The 21,274-nt window shown below is 71.2% G+C and carries 15 protein-coding genes and 1 rRNA gene; 2 read left to right on the forward strand and 14 right to left on the reverse strand.

The window, feature by feature from the left end; genetic code table 11:
- Positions 1-21: 21 nt before the first annotated feature.
- The 6 genes from ABH925_RS33630 to ABH925_RS33655 form a co-directional block, all read right to left on the reverse strand.
- Positions 22-2,145, reverse strand: a complete 2,124-nt coding sequence (locus ABH925_RS33630) for a maltotransferase domain-containing protein (protein WP_370154403.1) — start codon at positions 2,143-2,145, stop codon at positions 22-24.
- 235 nt (positions 2,146-2,380) lie between these two features.
- The gene (locus ABH925_RS33635) at positions 2,381-4,534 is read right to left on the reverse strand and encodes an AGE family epimerase/isomerase (protein ID WP_370154405.1); all 2,154 of its coding nucleotides are present in this window, start codon (positions 4,532-4,534) and stop codon (positions 2,381-2,383) included.
- Positions 4,531-6,675, reverse strand: a complete 2,145-nt coding sequence (gene glgX / locus ABH925_RS33640) for a glycogen debranching protein GlgX (protein WP_370154407.1) — start codon at positions 6,673-6,675, stop codon at positions 4,531-4,533. The genes ABH925_RS33635 and glgX (ABH925_RS33640) overlap by 4 nt, the downstream gene beginning before the upstream one ends.
- 86 nt (positions 6,676-6,761) lie before the next feature.
- Positions 6,762-7,454: an NAD(P)H-binding protein gene (locus ABH925_RS33645; RefSeq protein WP_370154410.1), complete on the reverse strand. Its 693-nt coding sequence runs from the start codon at positions 7,452-7,454 to the stop codon at positions 6,762-6,764.
- Between the two features lie 55 nt (positions 7,455-7,509).
- The gene (locus ABH925_RS33650; protein ID WP_370154412.1) at positions 7,510-8,856 is read right to left on the reverse strand and encodes a sugar phosphate nucleotidyltransferase; all 1,347 of its coding nucleotides are present in this window, start codon (positions 8,854-8,856) and stop codon (positions 7,510-7,512) included.
- 223 nt (positions 8,857-9,079) lie between these two features.
- Complete coding sequence (locus tag ABH925_RS33655) at positions 9,080-10,723, reverse strand: glycoside hydrolase family 13 protein (RefSeq protein ID WP_370154415.1); 1,644 nt, start codon at positions 10,721-10,723, stop codon at positions 9,080-9,082.
- 236 nt (positions 10,724-10,959) lie between these two features.
- Between ABH925_RS33655 and ABH925_RS33660 the strand changes: the two genes are divergently transcribed.
- Positions 10,960-11,454 (forward strand): hypothetical protein, encoded by a 495-nt coding sequence (locus ABH925_RS33660; RefSeq protein ID WP_370154416.1) that lies wholly within the window; start codon positions 10,960-10,962, stop codon positions 11,452-11,454.
- A 124-nt stretch (positions 11,455-11,578) separates the two neighbouring features.
- Here the strand turns inward: ABH925_RS33660 and ABH925_RS33665 are convergent, their stop codons facing one another.
- Complete coding sequence (locus ABH925_RS33665; RefSeq protein ID WP_370154418.1) at positions 11,579-12,925, reverse strand: IS701 family transposase; 1,347 nt, start codon at positions 12,923-12,925, stop codon at positions 11,579-11,581.
- Between the two features lie 103 nt (positions 12,926-13,028).
- Positions 13,029-15,194 carry a glycogen debranching protein GlgX gene (glgX, locus tag ABH925_RS33670; protein ID WP_370154420.1) on the reverse strand — a complete coding sequence of 722 codons (2,166 nt, stop codon included), beginning with the start codon at positions 15,192-15,194 and terminating at the stop codon, positions 13,029-13,031.
- A gap of 113 nt (positions 15,195-15,307) precedes the next feature.
- Here glgX (ABH925_RS33670) and ABH925_RS33675 point away from each other — a divergent pair, with 113 nt between their 5' ends.
- Complete coding sequence (locus ABH925_RS33675; RefSeq protein ID WP_370154421.1) at positions 15,308-15,607, forward strand: pentapeptide repeat-containing protein; 300 nt, start codon at positions 15,308-15,310, stop codon at positions 15,605-15,607.
- Positions 15,608-15,675: 68 nt separating this feature from the next.
- On the opposite strand, the gene ABH925_RS33680 is transcribed toward ABH925_RS33675, so the two are convergent.
- The 6 genes from ABH925_RS33680 to rrf form a co-directional block, all read right to left on the reverse strand.
- A complete protein-coding gene (locus ABH925_RS33680) occupies positions 15,676-16,302 on the reverse strand; it encodes a histidine phosphatase family protein (RefSeq protein ID WP_370154423.1) in 627 nt (208 codons plus the stop codon).
- 37 nt (positions 16,303-16,339) lie between these two features.
- On the reverse strand, positions 16,340-17,401 hold the full coding sequence (locus ABH925_RS33685; RefSeq protein ID WP_370154426.1) for an ROK family glucokinase: 1,062 nt from the start codon (positions 17,399-17,401) through the stop codon (positions 16,340-16,342).
- A 189-nt stretch (positions 17,402-17,590) separates the two neighbouring features.
- Positions 17,591-18,613 carry a glutamine synthetase gene (gene glnII, locus ABH925_RS33690; RefSeq protein ID WP_370154427.1) on the reverse strand — a complete coding sequence of 341 codons (1,023 nt, stop codon included), beginning with the start codon at positions 18,611-18,613 and terminating at the stop codon, positions 17,591-17,593.
- Between the two features lie 260 nt (positions 18,614-18,873).
- Entirely contained in the window at positions 18,874-20,094 is a 1,221-nt protein-coding gene (locus ABH925_RS33695; RefSeq protein ID WP_370154429.1) for a beta-ketoacyl synthase, read from the reverse strand.
- Between the two features lie 189 nt (positions 20,095-20,283).
- Complete coding sequence (locus tag ABH925_RS33700; RefSeq protein WP_370154431.1) at positions 20,284-20,943, reverse strand: YigZ family protein; 660 nt, start codon at positions 20,941-20,943, stop codon at positions 20,284-20,286.
- A 248-nt stretch (positions 20,944-21,191) separates the two neighbouring features.
- A 5S ribosomal RNA gene (rrf, locus tag ABH925_RS33705) occupies positions 21,192-21,274 on the reverse strand; the annotation flags it as partial.

Raw genomic sequence — 21,274 nt, forward strand, 5'->3', positions numbered from 1 at the left:
TCGAAGAGCCCGGGGAGGGGTTCACAGCTGGGCCGGCCCGGGGGTGAACAGATGGGCCACCTGCTGCCGCGGGTCGAGCCTGACGTAGTTCACCGCGCCCCAGCGGTAGCGGGTGCCGCCGAGTTCGTCGTGGACGGTGAACTCCTCGCCGGGCTCCAGTCCGAGCTCGGGCAGGTCCAGGTGGACCAGTCCCTCCTGGGCCTGGTGCGGGTCCAGGTTGACGACCGCGAGCACCCAGTCGGCGGCCTCGCCCTCCCCGGCGCGCTTGGAGAAGCACAGCAGGGCGTCGTTGTCGGTGCGGTGCAGCCGCAGGTTGCGCAGTTCGTGCAGCGCCGGGTGCTCGCGGCGCAGCCGGTTGAGCCGGGTGATCAGCGGGGCCAGGCTGGCCCCCGACCGCTCGGCGGCCTGCCAGTCCCGGGGCCGGTACTGGTATTTCTCGGAGTTCAGGTACTCCTGGGAGCCGGGGGCCGTGGCCGCGGACTCATACAGTTCGAAGCCGGCGTAGACACCCCAGCTGGGTCCGGCGACGGCGGCGAGCACGGCCCGCACCGCGAAGGCGGCGGGCGGGGCGTCGCGCAGGTGGTCGGGCAGGATGTCGGGGGTGTTGACGAACAGGTTGGGCCGCAGGTAGGCGGCGGTGTCGTCGGCAGCGGTGTCGTCGGCGGTCTCGCCGACTCCGGCCAGTTCGCCCAGGTACTCGGCCAGTTCCTGCTTGGTCTCGCGCCAGGTGAAGTAGCTGTAGGACTGGTGGAACCCGGCCTTGGCCAGGGCCCGCATCATCGCCGGGCGGGTGAACGCCTCGGCCAGGAACACCACCTGCGGGTCGGTGGCGTGGATGTCGGCGATCAGCCGCTCCCAGAAGATCACCGGCTTGGTGTGCGGGTTGTCGACCCGGAAGATCGTGACGCCGTGGTCCATCCAGTGCCGCAGCACCCGCAGGCTCTCCTTGAGGATGCCCTCGAAATCGCTGCCGAAGTGGATCGGGTAGATGTCCTGGTACTTCTTCGGCGGGTTCTCCGCATAGGCGATGGTGCCGTCCAGTTGGCGGCGGAACCACTCCGGGTGCTCCTGGACCCAGGGGTGGTCGGGCGAGCACTGCAGCGCGAAGTCGAGGGCGACCTCCAGGCCCAGGCCGGCCGCGGTGGCGGTGAAGTGGTCGAAGTCGGCCAGGGTCCCCAGGTCCGGGTGGACCGCGTCATGGCCGCCGGTGGCGGCGCCGATGGCCCAGGGCGAGCCGGGGCCGTCCTTCCCCGCGCCGACGGTGTTGTTGGGGCCCTTGCGTCCGCTGAACCCGATGGGGTGGACCGGCGGCAGGTAGACGACGTCGAAGCCCATCGCGGCGACCCCGGCGAGCCGTTCGGCCGCGGTGCGCAGCGTCCCCGAGCGAGGGTGGCCCGGGTCGGAGGGGTCGAGCACCGCCCCCTCGGAGCGGGGGAAGAACTCGTACCAGGCGCCGTACAGGGCCCGTTCGCGGTCCACCCGGAGCGGGAGGTCCCGGTCCGCGGTGAGCAGTTCACGCAGCGGGTGGGCGGCGAGCACGGCCGCGACCCGGGGCGCGAGCACCCCGGCGAGGCGTTCCCCGGGGCTGCGCGCGGTGTCGGCGAGCACTGCCTCGGCGCGCTCCAGCAGTTCGCGTTCGCGGCGGTTGGGCGGCTCGTCCTCGCCGGCGCGGACACGTTGCAGCAGCAGCTGTCCTTCGGCGAAGACCAGGTCCAGGTCGACCAGGGCCGGAACCTTGGCGGCGGCGACCTGGAGCCAGGTGGCCACCGGGTCGGTCCAGGCCTCGACCCGGTAGGTCCAGTCGCCCTCGCGGTCGGCGGCGACGTCCGCGGCGAAGCGGTCGGTTCCGGGCACCGCCTCGGTCATGGGGATCCGGCGGCTTCCGCTGCCGTTCCTGTGGGCCAGCACGACATGGGCGGCGATCGACTCCTGGCCCTCGCGGAACACGGTCGCGGAGACCCGGAACCGTTCGCCGGGCACCGCGCGGGCGGGCCGGCGGCCGCCGTCGACGGCGGGCCTGACATCGGCGATCTGCAGCCGGCCCCCAGGACCGGCGGGGGGCCAGGGGTCGGGAGGGCCGGCCGCACTCCGGGCGGCCGGGGATGCCGCCCGGCGGGAGGGGGCGGTACGCGGTGTGCTCTTCACAGGAACTGCCTCCAGGACGTGGGTCGGTGCGGTGGAGGCGGCTGGGACATGCTCCCCGCAGGCTACTCTCCGAGTCCACCACGGCAGCCCGGGTTCACCTCCATGGCACCGGTGAACCCTCTGGGGACTCCGTCAGGTCGTGTGGACTCACGGACTTTCGAGAGCCGCACGCAAAAGGCCCGGCCCTCCTCCGTCCGGGGGGTGACGGTGGAGGGCCGGGCAGTACCGGGGTGGATCAGCCGCGCGGGCCGGGATCGATCAGGAAGGCGTCAGTGGCGACCAGGGCGCTGATCACGTCCGGAAGGACGCAGCCCACGATCACGAAGTCGACGTCAAGCCCGATCTTGGTGCGCTGGAACAGCAGTTCGTTGATGGCGGGGCGGCTCATCTCGGTGACCTCGTCGAGGTGGAACTCCACCCGGCGGGGCTTGGCGGAGAGCGCCTCGGCCAGGCCGCGGCGGAACTTCTCCAGCTCCGTGCGGTCGACCGCGCCGCGCACATGGATGTGGGCGGTCTTGCCGTCGAAGTCGCTGCTGATGCCCAGTCGCATCTCGACCGGCTCCAGCTCCACCCGGACCCGCTGCGGACGGCTGCTGACCGGGAGCTTGACGGTCAGTGCCTCGGCGTCGAAGTCCTTGAAGGGTTCGCCGTCGACCCAGACCCTGGCCAGCTGCACCGAGCCGGGCGGCAGCAGGTCGGGGGCGACCCGCAGGATGCCGTCGGGCAGCGCCCCGGGCTGGGGGCGGAAGTGCAGCGTCAGCGGGGCGGAGTTGATGAGCAGGCCGGTGTACGTCGCGGCCAGGTAGCACAGCTCCAGGGCGTGGTAGCCGGCCATGGAGTGGCTGCCCTTGAGCCGTTCGGTGCCCATCAGGTACGGGACGCCGTTGGCCAGGACGTTGAAGTAGACCCCGCCGTCGTCGTAGTCCAGGAAGAAGGCGTTGTAGAAGGCCGCGGCCTCGCGGGCGAGCCGGCGGTGCTCGGGGTCGCCGGAGACGCCGGCCAGGATCAGGTAGGCCAGGATCGACTGCTCCTGCTGCCACCAGGCCTTGCGGTCGTGCCACACCAGCCGGTGGGCGCCGCTGTCGGGGTCGGCCCGGCGCTCGACCACGTCGTACCAGCCACCGCGCTGCTGGTCGCTGCCGACCGGCGGCATGATCTCGGCGATCCGCTCGGCCAGGTCGGCGTAGTCGGGCTTGTCGTGCAGGGAGCGGATCCTGGTGAGGTTCCAGGCGATCTTCAGGTTGTGGCCGACGACCGCGCGGTCCTGCTGCCAGCCCCAGGTGCGGTCCGGGCTCCAGTCCTCGTGGAAGCGCTCCTGCACGAACGGGCTGTTGGGCTCGTCGGGGAAGTGCTCGACGATGGTGTCGGCGGTCTGCAGCAGCAGCTCGGCGAAGTCCTCCCGGCCGGTGGCCAGGTAGGCGTTGATCAGGTACGCGGGGGCGTGGTCGCCGACCGAGTTCCAGTTCTTGCGCGAGCGGTTGCGCCCCAGCGAGTCGGCCCTGGGGTCCATGGTGATGGGGTCCAGGTGCGAGAAGAAGCCGCCGCGCTGGTTGTCCTGGAAGTAGCGGTGGAACAGTGCCACGGTGCGGTCGATGTCCGAGAGGATCCGCGGGTCGCCGGTGATCCGGTAGGTCTGGGTGGGACCGGCCAGCGCGTAGATCTGCTCGTACATGGGGATGGCGTCGAAGTCGTCGCCGAACTCCGAGGCCAGGATCTTGCGCTGACCGGAGGGGGTGATGTCGATGCCGTGGTACCAGTACACGATTCCGTCGCGGTCGTCGACCACGCGCATGTGCTCGCGCAGGTACGCGGTGCCGGACTCCGCCGCGTCCAGGAAGCGGTCCTCGCCGGTCAGCAGGTAGGCCGTGGCCAGGCCGTAGACCAGGCGGGAGATGGTGTCGGTCTCCTGGCGGACGTCCTCGCCGGCCGAGTCGGGCACGTGGGTGCCGGAGAGCGTGAGCCGGGTGCGGAAGTTGCGCCAGTCGAAGTTCCCGTCGGGGAAGTGGCCGCGCAGGTAGAAGTCGGCGATCTCGGCGGCCTGCTTGACCCACCAGTCCGGGTGTTCGAAGACATAGCTGCCGCGGCGCTCCTCCGGGAAGGTGATGCTGCGGGCCTCGATCCGCTCACCTCCCTCCCACTGGTAGAAGATGCCGTACACGAAGACGTAACGGCCCTCGGAGAGCATGTCGCGAGTCATGCCGCTGGTGTCGCGCGGGGCCTCGCCCAGGTTGCGGACGATCTGCGATCCGACCGACTCGCCGAGATGGATGGTGAACTCGCGGCCGTCGGAAGTCCGCAGGCCGAAGCAGCCGCGGCTGGGCTCGTAGGTGGTGATGTACCCCGCGATGCTGTCGGAGAAGGTACGCGTGGTGTTGGCTGATTGGGTCATCGATTCACTCCGTCGTGCGACAGCGAGGTCAGGACGACGACGCTGTGACCATGGGCGTGGACGGTGTGGCCGGACACCGGAAGCTGTGCTCCGGGGGGAAGGATGTCCTGGCCCTCGGGGCGGGCGGTGTCCGCGGTCAGGGCCCATCGGTGGCCGCTGATCTGCGGCAACTCGAAGTTCAGGCCCAGATGGAACATGTTGAGGATGACGTGCAGGTCGGGTTCGCCGTCGAATCCGGCCAGGGTGAGGGACAGCACCCGGGCCTCGGGGTCCTCCCAGCCGGGACGGCCCAGGGCCGTGCCGTGCCAGGAGACCTCGGGCAGGCCGCGATCGTTGACCCGCCCGTTGAAGAACCGGGGTGCGCGCAGGGCGGAGGAACGTTTCCGCAGAGCGATCATGCCCTGAAAGAACCGGCGGACCTCGCTCTCCTTGTCCGCCTGGTCCCAGTCCAGCCAGGAGATGGCGTTGTCCTGGCAGTAGGCGTTGTTGTTGCCGCCCTGGCTGTTGCGGAACTCATCGCCCGCCAGGATCATCGGCACGCCGCGGCTGAGCAGCAGCAGCGCCGCCATGTTCTTGATCTGGCGCACCCTCAGCCGGTCGACGTCCACGGCGTCGGTGGGGCCCTCCACGCCGCAGTTCCAGCTGTAGTTCTCGTAGGAGCCGTCACGGTTGCACTCGCCGTTGGCGAAGTTGTCCTTGTAGCTGTAGCTGACCAGGTCGTTCAGGGTGAAACCGTCATGGCAGGTGATGAAGTTGACGCCGTTGGTGGGCAGGTCCGCCGCGCGGCTGAACAGGTCGCGCGACCCGCCGATGCGGGTGGCGATCTTACCCACCAGGCCCGCGTCGCCGCGGACGAACCGGCGGACCTCGTCACGGAAGGGCCCGTTCCACTGGCCCCAGCGGGTTCCCGGGAAGCGACCCACCTGGTAGAGGCCGCTGCCGTCCCAGGGCTCGGCGATGATCTTCGATTCGGACAGGATGCCGGACAGCTCGATCCCCCAGAGCACCGGGGGCTGGTCCAGCTCCCGGCCGTCGGCCCCGCGCGAGAGCTCGGAGGCCAGGTCGAACCGGAAGCCGTCGACATGGTGCTCGCGCACCCAGTACTCCAGGCACTCGATGATGAACTTCGCGACCGCCGGGTGGTTGGCGTTGACGGCGTTGCCGCAGCCGGTGAAGTCCATGTAGTGGCTTCGGTCCTGGGCCCACAGGTGGTAGTAGGCCTCGTTGGCCTGGCCGCGGAAACTGATGGTCGGACCGTTCTCGTTGCCCTCGGAGGTGTGGTTGAACACCACGTCGAGGATCACCTCGATGCCGGCCTTGTGCATGGCCTTGACCAGGTCGCGGAACTCGGTGATGTGCTGGCAGTTGCGCGCGTCGGCGCAGTAGCCGGTGTGCGGGGCGAAGAACGCGTCCGGGTCGTAGCCCCAGTAGTTGTACAGCGGCTCGCCGTCCGGGCCGGTGCGCAGCACCTGGGTCTCGTCGAAGTCGAAGACCGGAAGCAGCTCGACCGCGGTGACACCGAGTTCCTTGAGGTACGGGATCTTCTCGATGAGCCCGGGGAAGGTGCCCGGGTGGGCCACCCCCGAGCTGGGCGAGGCGGTCATCCCGCGGACGTGGGCCTCGTAGATGACGGTGTCGGCGAGCGGCGTGTTCAGCGGCCGGTCGCCCTCCCAGTCGTAGTCGTCCAGGTCCACCACCATGCTGCGCATCGACGTGGCGCAGTTGTCCTGGGTACCCAGGGCCTGCGACCGGTCCCAGACCGAGTTGATGTTGGCGCGCGCGTAGGGGTCGAGCAGGACCTTGCGGGGATTGAACCGGTTGCCGGTCATCATGGTGTCGCCGGGACCGTCCATCCGGTAGGCGTAGACCTGGCCCGGGGCAAGGCCCTGCACGCGGCAGTGCCAGAAGTGGTAGCTGCGGTGCAGGTCCGGGTCCAGGTCGATGACCCGGCTGGGCTCGGGCGCGTCATGGCGGTCGAACAGCAGCAGTTCGACGCGGTCCGCGTTCTGGGAGAAGACGGAGAAGTTGACTCCGTCCTCGTCCACCGTCGCCCCGAGCGGCTGGGGCCGGCCTGGGCTGACCCGTCCGGGGGCGGGGCGCGGCGGGGACACCGCGCGGGTCTCGCTCGTGCTCGTGGTCATGTCGGTGGTCACCTCTCTGGGCATCGCAGGGCCGGGGCGGGTGCGTCCGAAGGACGCGCCGACAGTCACCCCGGGCGGTGGCGGGATCAGCCCACGGGGGCCGGGTCCCATTCGAGTGCGGCGTACAGCCCCTCCCAGGAAGTGGGCGCCGGGCCTGCCTCGTTGAACAGCTCGAAGGTCACGCCGCTGGCCGAAGGGCAGTACAGGGCCTGCACGCAGGCCTCGGCGAGGTCCTGGCGGGAGACCTGGCCGTCGCCGCGGTCGCCCTGCTCCAGGCGGACCCGGGGGCCGGCGACCGGTTCGTCGGTCAGCCAGCCCGGGCGCACCACGGTGTAGGGCAGGCCCGACTCGCGCACGGCCTCCTCGCCGGCCAGCCGCCAGTCCAGCACCCGGCCGTAGGCGTTGAAGGGGTGGCCGTGGTGGGTCGCGTGGATCTGGCTGACCAGCACCACGTGCGGGTGCCCGCCGGCGGCGGTGGCCGCGTCGAGCACATGCCGGACCCCGATGTGCAGGGTGGTCTCCGGACGGTCGGGACCGCTCTCGTCGGTCCCGGGCTCCACGCAGTAGATCACCGCGGAGGAGCGCATCAGCACTCTGCCGAGGGACTCCGCCACCCGCACGTCACCCCGGTGGAACGCGGCTCCGGCGGGCAGGTGGCGCCGGGCGCGGTGCGCGCTGCGCCCGATCACATGGACGCTCTCGCCGCGCGCGAGCAGCTTCTTGACCATCAGACGGCCCACACGGCCCGAGCCGCCGACCACTACCACCGGACTGTCCATCGATTCCTCCTGCTGGTCGGGTGCTGGATTCGGGTGGCACTGCTCCTGCGAACCGTCAGACCCACGGGACGAGGTCCTCGTTGCTGGTGATGCTGGTCCCCGGCGGGAGGTTGGTGACCATCGGAAGGTCGAGCCGGGGGTAGACGCTGATCCGGGACAGTTCGGTGCCCGGCCACAGGTGGACCCCGTCACCGAGGGCGGTGAAGGACTCCAGCCGCACCGGCCGCCGGCGTTCGGACTGCACCTGGACCATCGGCCCCACGTAGGAGTCGCTGATATCGGCGTAGGCACCGATCACCGAGGAGTCGCCGCACGCGGTGCGCCGCACGCACGCGCCCTCGCGCACCTCGACGCCGTCGCCGATGTCGGCGTACTCCAGACACACCCCGGGGCCGATCTCGACGTGCCGGCCGATGCGCACTCCGGGGCCGATCACCACGCTGCCGCTCTCGATCTTCTCGGCCAGCGTGGTGCCGGCCAGTTCGTCCCTGGTGCGCAGGCTGGTCTCGTCGATCCAGTAGCGCGGGTCGCGGCTCTGCGGGACCGTCATCAGCCGGTCCATCTGCGGATAGCCGCCGCCCAGCACGTCCTTGAGGGTGTACAGGTAGTCCTCGACATTGCCGAGGTCGCCCAGCCGGGCGATCGGGTGGACGGCCACCGGCAGTCCGTGGTCGACCTGCCAGGGCAGCAGGTCCGCACCCCAGTCGAGGCGCTGCTGCGCCATCCGCATCAGTTCCGGGTCGCGGGCGACCCGGCGCAGCCGGCGGCTGTCGATCAGGTACATCCCGGCGTTGGTGGGCAGTTGGACCCCACTGCCGGCGGCGGCGGTCTCCGGGAAGAGGTCGTGGATGCGGGTCAGCGAGGGCTTCTCCACGAATCCGCTCACCAGCCCGCTCCGGTCGGTCTGCATGACCCCGTACTTGCCCGCGACCTCCTCGGCGGTGCGGGGTACCGCGGCGACGGTGACCAGCGCGCCGTTGCTGCGGTGGGTGGCCTCCATCTCGGCCAGCGAGAACTCGAAGATCGAGTCCACGGGCAGGACCAGGGCCTGCTCGCGCAGGTCCCACTGTTCGAGGTTGTGCAGTGTCCCCGCGCCCGAACCGACGTTGTAGCGGTCGAAGCGTGCACGGGAGTACTGGATGTCGACCCCGTAGCGCTCGCCGTGGCCGAGCAGCAGCTTGATCTGGTTGCGGTTCTCCAGTCCCTGGGCGACCACGTAGAAGCGGCGGATGCCCTGCTCCTGGCAGGCGTCGATGACCCATTCGATGAGCCGTCGGCCCGCGAAGGGGATCAGTGCCTTGCTGCGAATGTAGTCAGCGGATTCCAAGGTGATCGGTTTTGCCCGCTCCCCGCGCCCCCCGGCCAGGATGATGCCGACGGTTTCGCGCCCTCCCCCACCCATCCCTGCTCCTCTGGTTCATGGTTCTACAAAGCCATACAACAGCCTCTGTCATCTGTAGTCAAGGACGATGTAAAGTCATATAGCGACAACCGGATATCTGTCCGGAAACCGCCATACGGGCAATCCCGGACACCGGGTTCCGCACGCCGGGCAACGCCGCAGCCCCGGTCCGACGCGGCTGCCTGCCGCGTCGGACCGGGGCTGCGGACCCCTGCCGCCCGCCCTACAGGGCGAGCCATACCGCGGTGTCCGGCGGCAACTGCCCGCCCTCCAGCGCGCCGGAGGCCAGCAGCACCCCCTGGTGCGCCGGCAGCTCGCAGGCGAGGCGCCCGGCATTGAGGACCACCGCGACCTTCGGGCCGCGCCGGAAGGCCAGCACCCCGGGCTCGGACGGCAGCCACTGCAGCGGCCCGTCGCCCAGTCCCTCCCACTCCCGGCGCAGCCGCAGCGCGGTGCGGTACAGGTTCAGCACCGAGGCCGGGTCGGCGGACTGGCCGAGCGCGGTGCGGTCCTTCCAGGCCGCGGGCTGCGGCAGCCACGGCGCGCCCGTCGCGCCGTCGGGCGAGTACCCGTAGGGCGTCGCGTCCCCGGACCACGGCAGCGGCACCCGGCAGCCGTCGCGCACCGGTCCCTGGTGGTCCGGCCAGTGCCGGGACGGGTCCTGCCACACCTCCGGCGGCAGGTCCTCGACCTCCTCCAGCCCCAGCTCCTCGCCCTGGTAGACATAGGCCCCGCCGGGCAGCCCCAGGGTGAGCAGGGCCGCCGCGCGGGCCCTGTGGGTGCCCAGCTCCAGGTCGACCGGACGGCCGTACTGCTCGCGCGCCTGGTCCAGCGAGGTGTGCGCGCGGCCGTAGCGGGTGAGATGGCGGATCACGTCGTGGTTGGACAGCACCCAGGTCGGCGGCGAGCCCACCGGGGCCAGCACCCGGATGCTCTCCTCGATCTCCGCGCGCATCCGCGGCGCGTCCCACGGGGCGCCCAGCAGTGCGAAGTTGAACGCGGTGTGCAGCCGCCCCGGGGCCAGGTAGCGGCTGAGCCGCTCGTGCGAGGACACCCAGGCCTCGGCGACGAAGGTCCGCTCGCCGGGGTAGGAGTCGGCGATCCTCCGCCAGTCCTCGTAGATGGCCAGGGTCTCGTCGCGGTCGAAGAAGGGGTGGCCCTCCCCGTGGTCGGTGCCCAGCATGCGGTGGGTGGTCCGCTCCAGGTCCGGGTAGGCCGGGTCCTTGGTCAGGCCGTGGGCCACGTCGATCCGGAAGCCGTCCGCCCCCCGGTCCAGCCAGAACCGCAGGATCGACTCGAACTCGGCCCGGACCTCCGGGTTGTCCCAGTTCAGATCCGGCTGCGCGGAGGCGAACAGGTGCAGGTACCACTGGCCGTCGGGCACCCGGGTCCAGGCCGGACCGCCGAAGATGCTCTCCCAGTTGTTGGGCGGCTGCGCGCCGTCCGCGCCGCGCCCCTCCAGGAAGTGGTAGCGGGCGCGCTCGGGCGATCCCGGCGCGGCCGCCAGCGCCTCCTGGAACCAGCGGTGCTGGTCGGAGGTGTGGTTGGGGACCAGGTCCACCAGCACCCGCAGCCCGTGCCGGTGCGCCTCCTCCAGGAAGGCGTCCGCCTCGTCCAGAGTGCCGAACACCGGGTCGATGGCACGGTAGTCCGAGACGTCGTATCCGGCGTCCACCTGCGGCGAGGCGTACCAGGGGTTGATCCACAGGGCGTCCACGCCCAGGTCCCGCAGGTACGGCAGACGGCTGCGCAGACCGGCGAGGTCACCGATCCCGTCGCCGTTGCCGTCCGCGAAACTGCGGATGTACACCTGGTAGATCACCGCGTCACGCCACCAGGGGGCCCGGCCGGTCTGCTGATGGGTCATCAAGGGCTGCTCTCTCTCCCGAACGGAATTGACCCAACCTAGGTTAACAATTGCAGTCATGCGCTGTCATGTCTAGAGTAATTCAACGATGCGGCGGTCCACAGAACTCATCCGACCTGGCCACACCGGCGGAACCCGAGCAGCACCTCGCCCACCCGCGACACTGCCCGCTCCGCTGTCCACGGCCCTTGACCCGGCCCGGACCCACCTCTCGACTGCTCCTGGGAAGGACGCCGATGCCCGACACCATGCCGACCGGTACGGACGGCCCGCACGACCCCGTCAACGCCCTGCGGGGCCTCGCCGCTGCGCACTTGGACCGCCTGGAACAGCGGCGCTCCGCCGCGGAGGGGCGACGGCGCAACAGGGAGCGGGCCCACCACCGCAACCGCAGCACCGAGGCCGTCCGCAGGGCCGCCGCCTTCACCGCGCGCCGACTGTCACGCACGTTGGGCCAGGTCCTCGGCAGCCACGACTGGACCGGATACTCACATCCGAGCGAGACCACGCTGACCGCCGCCGCGCCCCTGGGCCAGGGGCTGTGGGCGGTGTTCCGCCACGAGGTCTCCGACGAGGACTCCGCAGACGGCCACCGGGAGCACCTGTGGCTGATGGTGCCCACCGGCGACACCTACACGGAGTTGTTGTGCACCCATGACGACGAGCTCGCCACCGCCCTGAGCGCGTGGGACGCGGACCACCGCCTCGACCCGGCCTCCCGCGCCACCTGATACCCGCTCGCTCCGCGAGCCGAGGGTCGAGGCCGCCGACGCGCATGGCCAGGAGGCGATCACCCGGGCCCACTCCTCGTGGTGGTCCCGGGTGATCGCCTCCTGGCCATCGGTCACACCGGGGTCAGCCGCCGGGCACGGACACAACCCGCGCTGCCCGCGCCGACGACGACGCACTCGCACTCCTCCCCGTGGTCCATCGGGACCCTCCCGGTTCGGTCTCCGCACCGTCGGGCGCGGCCTCGCAGTTGCGCAGCGCGTGGAAGGCCAGCGCGGCCGAGGCGAGGGTCACGTGGTGGTGCCAGCCCCGGAACGATCGGCCCTCGAAGTCGCCGAGACCGAAGTCCTGCTGCAGCCGGGCGCAGCCGTGGTGCGAGTGGTGCCGCAGCTCCGCCAGCGCGACCAGTTCGGTGAGCCGGTGCGGGGACAGGTTGGTGACCCAGTACGCCCGCGGCTGCGAGCGTCCGAACGGCCATTCGGCGACCAGGTGCCGGGCGCCCGGCCGGCGCCGGGGCTGCTCCGCCCGGGTGGGCCGGACTCGCGGCGGGACGGCCGGACGGGTCCGCTGCGGCGGGCCGACCTGGCCCCGGGCCGGGCCGGCCGGCAGTTCCACCGCGACGAACTGGGTGTGCCGGGGTCCGGCGTCCGGGTGCGGACGCCAGGCCACGGCGGTGCGCTGGCCGTCGTTGCAGAAGCGGTGCACCAGCTGCGCGGCCTGGGCGGCGTGCCCGGTGGACTCGTGCCGGGTCAGCTGCTGGTGCAGCCGGGTGGTGGGGGCAACCTCGATCAGGTAGCCCAGGCCGCGTGCCTCCAGGCCGCGCAGCAGCGGCTCCACCTCCGGGTCGTGCCTCCAGTCGGCGAGCACCGGTGCGGGGGGCATGTCCCACCGCTCCAGCAGCTCGTCGACGGACTCCAGCACGTAGCGCCAGCGCGGCCGGTGGCGTTCCTGTGCCGGGATGCGGGCCTTGTCGCGCAGTTCCTGGTCGCCGTCCCAGTGCCGGGGCAGCAGCAGCTGCCAGTTGACCGGCACTCCGCCGTCGGCGTGCACCAGGGAGGTGGCCAGCGCCAGCTGGCAGTTGACCACCCGGCCCTGGCTGGCGACGAACTGCCGTGCGACGCCCACCGAGTGGACCCCGTTCTTGGGGAACACCACCTCGTCGAAGGCCCAGGCGCGAGGCGGGGCGGCGGTGCGCATCCGGGCTGCCATGTGCCGACGCAGCTCGTTGTGGTCCCAGGGGCTCTGGTTGACGAACTGCTGCAGCGGCTGGACCGCCTTGCGGCCCAGCACCTCCTCCGAGATCCGGGTCGGGGTCTTCCGGCCCGGGGCCTGCAGCAGTCCGCGCAGATAGACCTCGCCCCAGTGGCGCTGGTCGGAGCGGGGCAGCAGCGCGAAGAGATCCTGGCAGTACGCGGAGATCCCGTCCGGCCGCTCCTCGGGCCGCGGTTCATGAAGGTACGAAATCGTCGACACTTGGGTTCCCCCAGAGGTTCAGTCGTTGGCGCAGTGGTGGTCGTCGTCGATCAGGAAGGCGGCGGTGGCCGTCAGCGCGTTGGTCTCCGTGCGGCGGGAGTGCTCATGGGTGCTTGCCTCCGATGTCGGGCAGCGAGGCCAGCACGACGACGCTGCGGCCTTGGGCGTGGTACGTACCGCCCTGCACCCGCTTCTCTGAACCGGCGGGGAGGACGTCGTCGGGCGAGGGCCGGGCGGTGTCGACCCGGCGGGCCCAGGGGCGGCCGGGGATCGAGGGGAGCTCGAAGTCCAGGCCGAGGTGGTACATGTTGAGGATCACGTGCAGATCGGGTTCGCCCTGGAAGCCGGCCAGCGTGAAGGACAGCACCCGGGCCTGGGTGTCCTCCCAGCCGGGCTGCTCCAGCCGGGTGCCGTGCCAGGCCACGTCGGGCAGGCCGCGCTCGCTGCGGCGCCCGGAGAAGAACTGCGGCTCGCGCACCGCCGGGAACTGCCGGCGCAGCTCGGTCATCCCGGCGACGAAGCGCTGCAGGCCGGTATGGAGCGCGGCCTGCTCCCAGTCCAGCCAGGAGATCTGGTTGTCCTGGCAGTAGCCGTTGTTGTTGCCGCCCTGGCTGTTGCGGAACTCGTCGCCGGCCAGGATCATCGGCACGCCCCGCGACAGCATCAGGATGGCGAGCATGTTCCTGATCTGACGCAGCCTCAGCTCCTCGATCTCCTCGGAACCGCTGGGGCCCTCCACGCCGCAGTTCCAGCTGTAGTTCTCGTGCGAGCCGTCGGCATCCGACTCGCCGTTGCCGTGGTTGTGCTTGTGGTCGTAGCTGACCAGGTCGTTGAGCGTGAACCCGTCGTGGCTGGTGATGAAGTTGATGCTGTTGGTCGGCAGTTCCTCCTGCGGACCGAACAGGTCCTGCGAGCCGCTGATCCGGCAGGCCACCGCGCCCACCAGGCCGGCGTCGCCGCGCACGAAGCGCCGGACGTCGTCGCGGTAGGGGCCGTTCCACCGCGCCCAGCGCTTCCCCGGGAAGTGGCCCACCTGGTACAGGCCCCCACCGTTCCAGGGCTCGGCGATGATCTTCGTCTCGGCCAGCGTCTCGGAGAGCTCTATGCCCCACAGCACCGGCGGGGAGTCCATCTCGTAGCCCTCGGAGCCGCGGGACAGTTCGGAGGCCAGATCGAAGCGGAAGCCGTCCACGTGGTGCTCGCGCACCCAGTACTCCAGGCACTCGATGATGAACTTGGCGGTCACCGGGTGGTTGGCGTTGACGGCGTTGCCGTAGCCGGTGAAGTCCATGTAGTGGCGCCGGTCCTGCGGCCACAGGTGGTAGTAGGCCTCGTTGGCCTGGCCCCTGAAGCTGATCATCGGGCCGTGCTCGTTGCCCTCGCTGGTGTGGTTGAACACCACGTCCAGGATCACCTCGATGCCGGCCCGGTGCAGCGCCTTCACCATGTCCCGGAACTCGGTGATGTGGGTGGCCAGGTGCGGGCTGGTGCAGTAGGCGGTGTGCGGGGCGAAGAACGCGAACGGGTTGTAGCCCCAGTAGTTGTGCAGCGGCCGGCCGTCCGGCCCGTTGCGCAGCACCTGGCGCTCGTCGAAGTCGAACACCGGCAGCAGTTCCACCGCGGTGACGCCGAGGCTGACCAGGTGCGGGATCTTCTCCACCACGGCGGAGAAGGTGCCCGGGTGGTCCACCCCCGAGGTCGGCGAGGCGGTCAGGCCGCGCACGTGCATCTCGTAGATCACGCTCTCGGCCAGCGGGACGCGCAGCGGGCGGTCGTCCTGCCAGTCGTAGGAGCACAGGTCCACGACCATGCTGCGCATGCAGGTCTCGACGTTGTCCTCGGGGCCCACCGCGCGCACCCGGTCCCAGCGCGAGTTGATGTTGGCCTGGGCGTACGGGTCGAGCAGCACCTTGCGGTGGTTGAACCGGGTGCCCAGCTCCCGGGTGTGCCCGGGGCCGTCCATCCGGTAGGCGTAGACCTGCCCTGCGCGCAGCCCGGCGACGTGGCAGTGCCAGAAGTGGCGGCTGCGGTGCTGCTCCGGGTCCAGCGTGATCACCCGGCTGGGCTGCGGGTCCTCGCAGTGGTCGAACAGCAGCAGGTCCACCCGGGTGGCGTGCTCGGAGAAGACCGAGAAGTTCACCCCGGCACTGTCCGGGGCCGCCCCCAACGGCTGCGGGCGGCCCGCGGTGACCTTGGCCGTACGCGGGGTCGGGGCCGCCTTCACCCCGGTCGCTCCCTCGACGTGGCCGGCAGCCTGGCTCATTGTCATGGGTTTGTCATTCCTCTGGGCATCGGTCGACGGATGGACGGAGCCGCCACGGCCGGCCGACGGGTGCTCGATCCCCGTCGAGGGCGAACGGCACGGCCAGGAACGGCACGGACATGGACGGCGCAGATATGAACGGCTCGGACATGAACGGCTCGGACTTGAACGGCTCGGACATGAACGGCTCGGAGGCAGGAACAGTCCGAGGTCCCCGAGCAGGTCGATCCGGCGCACGGCCACCGGCAGCTCGTGGTCGACCGGCCAGGGACGGCAGGTGCTTGCCCCGGTCACGACGCTGCCGCGGCCGGCGCATCACAGAGCAGCGCCGGATTCCCTGCCTGCGGCAGGCCTCGACCACCCCTGCGATGAGTCCGTCAGTCGAGCAGATGCTATACGACATATCATGTCATTCATAGTCAAGACGTGAGTAATCCCCGTCATATCGACGATCCCGGGTCTTCCGTTCCGCCCGCGTGTCCCGGCGTCAGCCGACGGCCGCGAACGTCGCCCGCGGGGCGGAGTTCCAGCCGGTCAGGACCGGGCGGCCGTGCTCCGTCCCGAGGCTGCTCATGCTGGCCGTGCCCAGCTGGAACAGCGCCCCGGCCGACGGCGGCAGCCCGAGCCGACAGGCCGTCAGCACCCGCAGCACATGGGCGTGCGCGACCAGGACCACGTCGCCCGGGTCGGTCGCGCCGTGCCCGCGCAGGATCCGGTCCACCCGCGCCAGCACCCGCTCGACCCGTGTCGCGACGTCCGCCGCGGACTCGCCGGGGTGGCCGTCCGCCGCGGGGACACCGTCGGTCCACAGGTTCCAGCCCGGACGGCTGCGCTGGATCTCGGCGGTGGTCACCCCTTCATAGCCGCCGTAGTCCCACTCCCGCAGGTCCGGCTCCAGCACCGCCGGCGGCAACTCGGCCAGCCAGGCCGTGCGCAGCGCCCGGTTCAGCGGACTGGCCAGCACCAGCGCGATCCGCCGGTCGGCCAGCAACGGCGCCAGCGCGCGGGCCTGCCGCTCACCGTTCTCGGTCAGCGGCACGTCCGTACGGCCGGTGTGCCGGCCGGTACGGCTCCAGTCGGTCTCGCCATGACGAACAATCAACAACTCGCCCATTTCGTCCCCTCCTCGACTGGGCGGCCACGCCTGCCGGTCATCGGCGGCGGGCCAGGTCGGCCGCGCCGACCAGGCCCGCATCGGGACCCAGCGCGGCCATCAGGATCTCGGCGGGCGGCCGGTGGCCGGCGCCGGGCAGGGCAGCCAGGTAGGCGTCCCTGGTGGGCGCGAGCAGCAGGTCCCCGGCTTCGCTGACACCGCCGCCGATGACGAACACGCCCGGGTCGAGCACCGCCGACAGGTCGGCCAGCGCCTGGCCCAGCCAGCGGCCGGTGCACTGGAAGGCCTCCACCGCGACCGGGTCGCCGCTGCGGGCCGCCTCGACCAGCTGGTGGCCCTGGATGCCCTGCGGAGTCCCGTCGCCCAGCGAGAGCAGCGTCACCGCCCGCTCCGGGGCGGCGGCGGCGGCCTCGCGGGCCCGCCTGGTGTGCGCGGTGCCGCTGGCGTACTGCTCCATACAGCCGGCATGACCGCAGTGGCAGGGAAGCCCGCCGGGCACGGCCCGGTAGTGGCCGATCTCGCCGCCGCTGCCGAACGCCCCGCGCCACAGCGCGCCGTCGGTCACGATGCCGCCACCGAGCCCGGTGCCGACGGTGACCATGACCATGCTGCCGGTCCGGTCCAGGCCCTGCGCACCGCTCCCGCCCCCGCCGCCGTGCGACGCCACCGCGCCGTGCGCGAACTCGCCCCAGGCGGCGGCGTTGGCGTCGTTCTCGATCACCGCGGGCAGCCCGCAGTGACCCTCGACCAGTTGCTTCAGCGGCTCGTCGTGCCAGTCCAGATTGGGCGAGAAGCGGACCGTCGAACGGGTCTCGTCGATGTAGCCGGCCGCCCCCACCCCCACCGCCTGGACCTGCTGCCGGCCGGCCCCGCCCTGGTCGACCAGCTGGTCGATGAGCCCGTCGATGGCCGTGGCGATCCCACGGCGGTCGGTCGGAGTGGGGACCTGGAGCCGGTGCAGCACCGCGCCCCGTTCGTCCACCAGCCCCGCTGCGATCTTCGTACCGCCGACGTCGACGCCGACGGTCAGCGTTCCGGTCCGCGCGAGCGTGGCGGCTCGGTCCGCCGTCTCGGGGCCGGTGAGTCCCAGATCCACCATGTTGTGACTCCTGGTCGAGGAAATAAGCATGACCAACAATTGCAGTCATGCAGAGTCATGTCCAGTGTCACGCGCCCGGCGCACAAAAAGCAGCGCCCGCCGGTGTGAGAACCGGCGGGCGCTGCTGTCAGTCAGGTGGTGCGGTCAGTCAGGCAGTGCTGTCAGTCACGTGCTGCCGCAGTCGGTGGGTCAGACCAGGTCGGCCTTCTCCAGCGCCGCGCAGCAGGTGTTGACCAGGAGACGGGTCACCACGTAGGGGTCGACGTTCGCGTTGGGGCGACGGTCCTCGATGTAGCCCTTCTGCTCCACCTCGACCTGCCACGGGATGCGCACCGACGCGCCGCGGTCCGAGACGCCGTAGCTGTAGACGTTCCACGGGGCGGTCTCGTGCAGACCGGTGAGGCGGTCCTGGATGCCGTGACCGTACTGGTTGACGTGCTCCAGCACCTTGTCCTGGTCGGCGCCCAGCGACTCGCAGGCGACGATGATGGCCTGGTAGCCCTCACGCATGGCCTTGGTGGAGAAGTTGGTGTGCGCGCCCGCGCCGTTCCAGTCACCCTTCACCGGCTTGGCGTCCAGCGTCGCCGTGATGTCGAACTCCTCGGCGGTGCGGTAGAGCAGCCAGCGGGCGACCCACAGGTGGTCCGAGGCGGTCAGCGCGTCGACCGGGCCGATCTGGAACTCCCACTGGCCGGGCATGACCTCGGCGTTGATGCCGCAGATGGCCAGGCCGGCCTCGATGCAGCGGTCCAGGTGCAGCTCGACGACCTCGCGGCCGAAGACCTCGTCCGCGCCGACGCCGCAGTAGTAACCGCCCTGGGCGGCCGGGAAGCCGCCGGCCGGGAAGCCGAGCGGACGCTCGCCCTTGAAGAAGGTGTACTCCTGCTCGATGCCGAAGATGCTCTCCTGCGCCGCGAACTGCTCGGCGACCGGACGCAGCAGCGAACGGGTGTTGGTCTCGTGGGCGGTGCCGTCGGTGTTGAACACCTCGCACAGGACCAGGACGTTGTCCCCGCCGCGGATCGGGTCCGGGCAGGTGAAGACCGGCTTGAGCACGCGGTCCGACGCGTGGCCCTCGGCCTGGTTGGTGCTGGAGCCGTCGAAGCCCCAGGTGGCAAGCTCGGCACCGTCGACCAGGACCCGCGTCTTCGAACGAAGCTTGGCGGTCGGCTCGGTGCCGTCGATCCAGATGTACTCAGCCTTGAAGCTCACGGGCGGCATTCCTCGCGGTGGGGTGGGAACGAAGCGGTCGCGCGGTGCGGTGCTCCGCATCGGTGGGGAGGTCCGCTGTCCTGCTGACCAGGAGACTCACAGTTCGCAATTTCCCGGCTGTTGCCCGTTTGTGAACAGGAGGTTAACCCGGCGCCAAGTGCTGCAGGTCACACGGCCTGGAGGGGAGAAGTCCGGCGTTTCCCCGTAACTCCCTACGTCCCCACCTCCGCTCCGCACTCCCGTGTGCGGGCCGGTCCGGTCTACGCCCGGGTGAAGGCCAGCGCGACGTTGTGGCCGCCGAAGCCGAAGGAGTTGGCCAGGGCCGCCTCCCAGCGTCCTTCCCGGCGAGCGCCGCGCACCAGGTCCAGCTTCACCCCGGGGTCGGGCCGGTCCAGGTTGCGGATGGACGGCACCACGCCCTCGCGCAGCGAGAGGATCGCTGCCGCCGCGCCCAGCGCCCCCGCCGCACCCAGCAGGTGACCGGTCATGCCCTTGGTCGCGGTCACCACCGGGTGGGCCCCGACGGCGGTGGTGATCGCCGCCGCCTCGACCACGTCCCCGGCCGGCGTGGAGGTCGCATGGGCGTGCACCAGACCGATGTCCAGCGGGCTCAGGCGGCCCTCGGCCATCGCCGCGCGCATCGCCCGGACCTGCCCGCGCTCGTCGGACGCTGTGATGTGCACGGCACTGGAGCTGATGCCGGCCCCGGCCAGCAGCGCGTGCACCCGGGCCGCGCGGGCCCGCGCCAGATCGGCGCGCTCCAGCACGAGCAGCGTCGCCCCCTCCCCCATCACAAAGCCGTCCCGGTCCACGTCGAACGGGCGGGACGCGGCGGCGGGGTCGTCGTTGCGCGTCGACAGTGCCGTCATCTGCGCGAAGCCGGCCAGCGGCAGCGGCTCGACACAGGCCTCCGTACCGCCGGCGACCACGACGTCGGCCCGCCCGAGCCGGATCAGGTCCAGGCCCATCGCGATCGCCTCCGCCCCGGACGCGCAGGCGCTGACCGGTGTCCGGGCCCCGCCCAGCGCCCCGAGTTCGATGCTGACCCAGGCCGCCGGGCCGTTGGCCATGAGCATCGGCACCGTGTGCGGGGAGACCTTGCGCGGTCCGTACTGCTCCAGCACGTCGTCCTGCGCCAGCAGCGAACGGGCACCCCCGGTCCCGGTGCCGATCACCACCGCCAGCCGCTCCGGATCCACCTCCGGACGCCCCGCATCCGCCCACGCCTGCCGCGCACAGACCAGCGCCAGCTGCTCGCAGCGGTCCAGCCGACGGGCCTCGACCCGGGACAGCACCTCGGTCGGCTCCACCGCGAGCCGGGCCGCGATCCGCACCGGGAGCCGCGCCGCCCACTCCTCGGTCAGCGCGACCGTTCCGTTCCGGCCCGCGAGCATCCCCTCCCAGGTGCTGTCCAGGTCCCCGCCCAGCGGCGTGCTCGCACCCAGCCCGGTCACCGCGACCTCGATCGCCCCGCGTGTCATCGGCCCACTCCCGTCCAGAGGAATCCACCTACGTCCGGTCGACGCTGACGGGCAGTCACCGCGTCATCGGTTCCGGTAGAAGTCCAGACTGGCATGGCAGTCAACGGATCCGACGTGATCACCGCGTACCGAGTCTCGCCCTGACGCGTTGTGGGAATCCCCCAAACGGTACGACCCCGGCCCACCCGCCTATCGCGGCCAGGGCACGTCCACGCGGTCACTGCCCAGGAGTTCGGCCTGCGCCGCTCCGGCCGTCGCCGCGGCCAGCCAGGCGTGGAACGCCTCCACCTCGGCCTCCGGAACGCCCACGTCGAAGCGGACGCCCGACGCGGTGTAGTGGACGTCCCGCACCACATGCCCGGCCACCCGCAGATCGTTCTCCAGCCGCCCCGCCCGGGTGTGCTCCGCGGTCACCTCCAGCACCGCGACCAGCCGCCGCTCGACCAGCACGGCCTGGTCCAGCGCCGCCGACACCGCCCCGCCGTACGCCCGGACCAGGCCGCCCGCGCCGAGCAGCACCCCGCCGAAGTACCGGGTCACCACCGCGACCGTGTCGGTCAGTCCCCGACCGCGCAGCACCTCCAGCATCGGCGCACCGGCGGTGCCAGCAGGCTCCCCGTCGTCGTTGGACCGCTCCCGGCGCGGTTCGTCGCCGACGACGAAGGCGGTGCAGTGGTGCCGCGCGTCCCAGTACCGCTTGCGCAGCGCGGCGACGAAGGCCTGCGCCTCGGCCTCGTCCTGAACCCGGGCGAGGGAGCAGAGAAAGCGCGACTTCCTGACCTCGATCTCGTGCAGCAGCGGGCCCTGGTCCGAGGCAAGGGTGAGATAGGGGATCTGCCGCTCCGTCATTCCCCGCCGCTCCCGTTCCGCACTGCCTGGTCACCCGACCACCGTGGCGACCGGGCTGGTCACCTCCTGCCGTGTCAGCGTATGCCAGCGGAGTCACCTACTTGGACACGGTCACCGCGAAGTCGGCGTTGCTGCTGTTCGGGATCGCGGTGGTCGTGACCGTGCCCGCCTCTCCAGTAAACACAGGAAAGCCCAGTAAACGCAGGAAAGCCCCCGACCAGTGGTCGGGGGCTTTCCTGTTAATGGTTGTTCGGCGGTGTCCTACTCTCCCACAGGGTCCCCCCTGCAGTACCATCGGCGCTGTGAGGCTTAGCTTCCGGGTTCGGGATGT

It is taken from the genome of Streptacidiphilus sp. EB129 (genome assembly GCF_041262645.1).
GTDB lineage: Bacteria > Actinomycetota > Actinomycetes > Streptomycetales > Streptomycetaceae > Streptacidiphilus.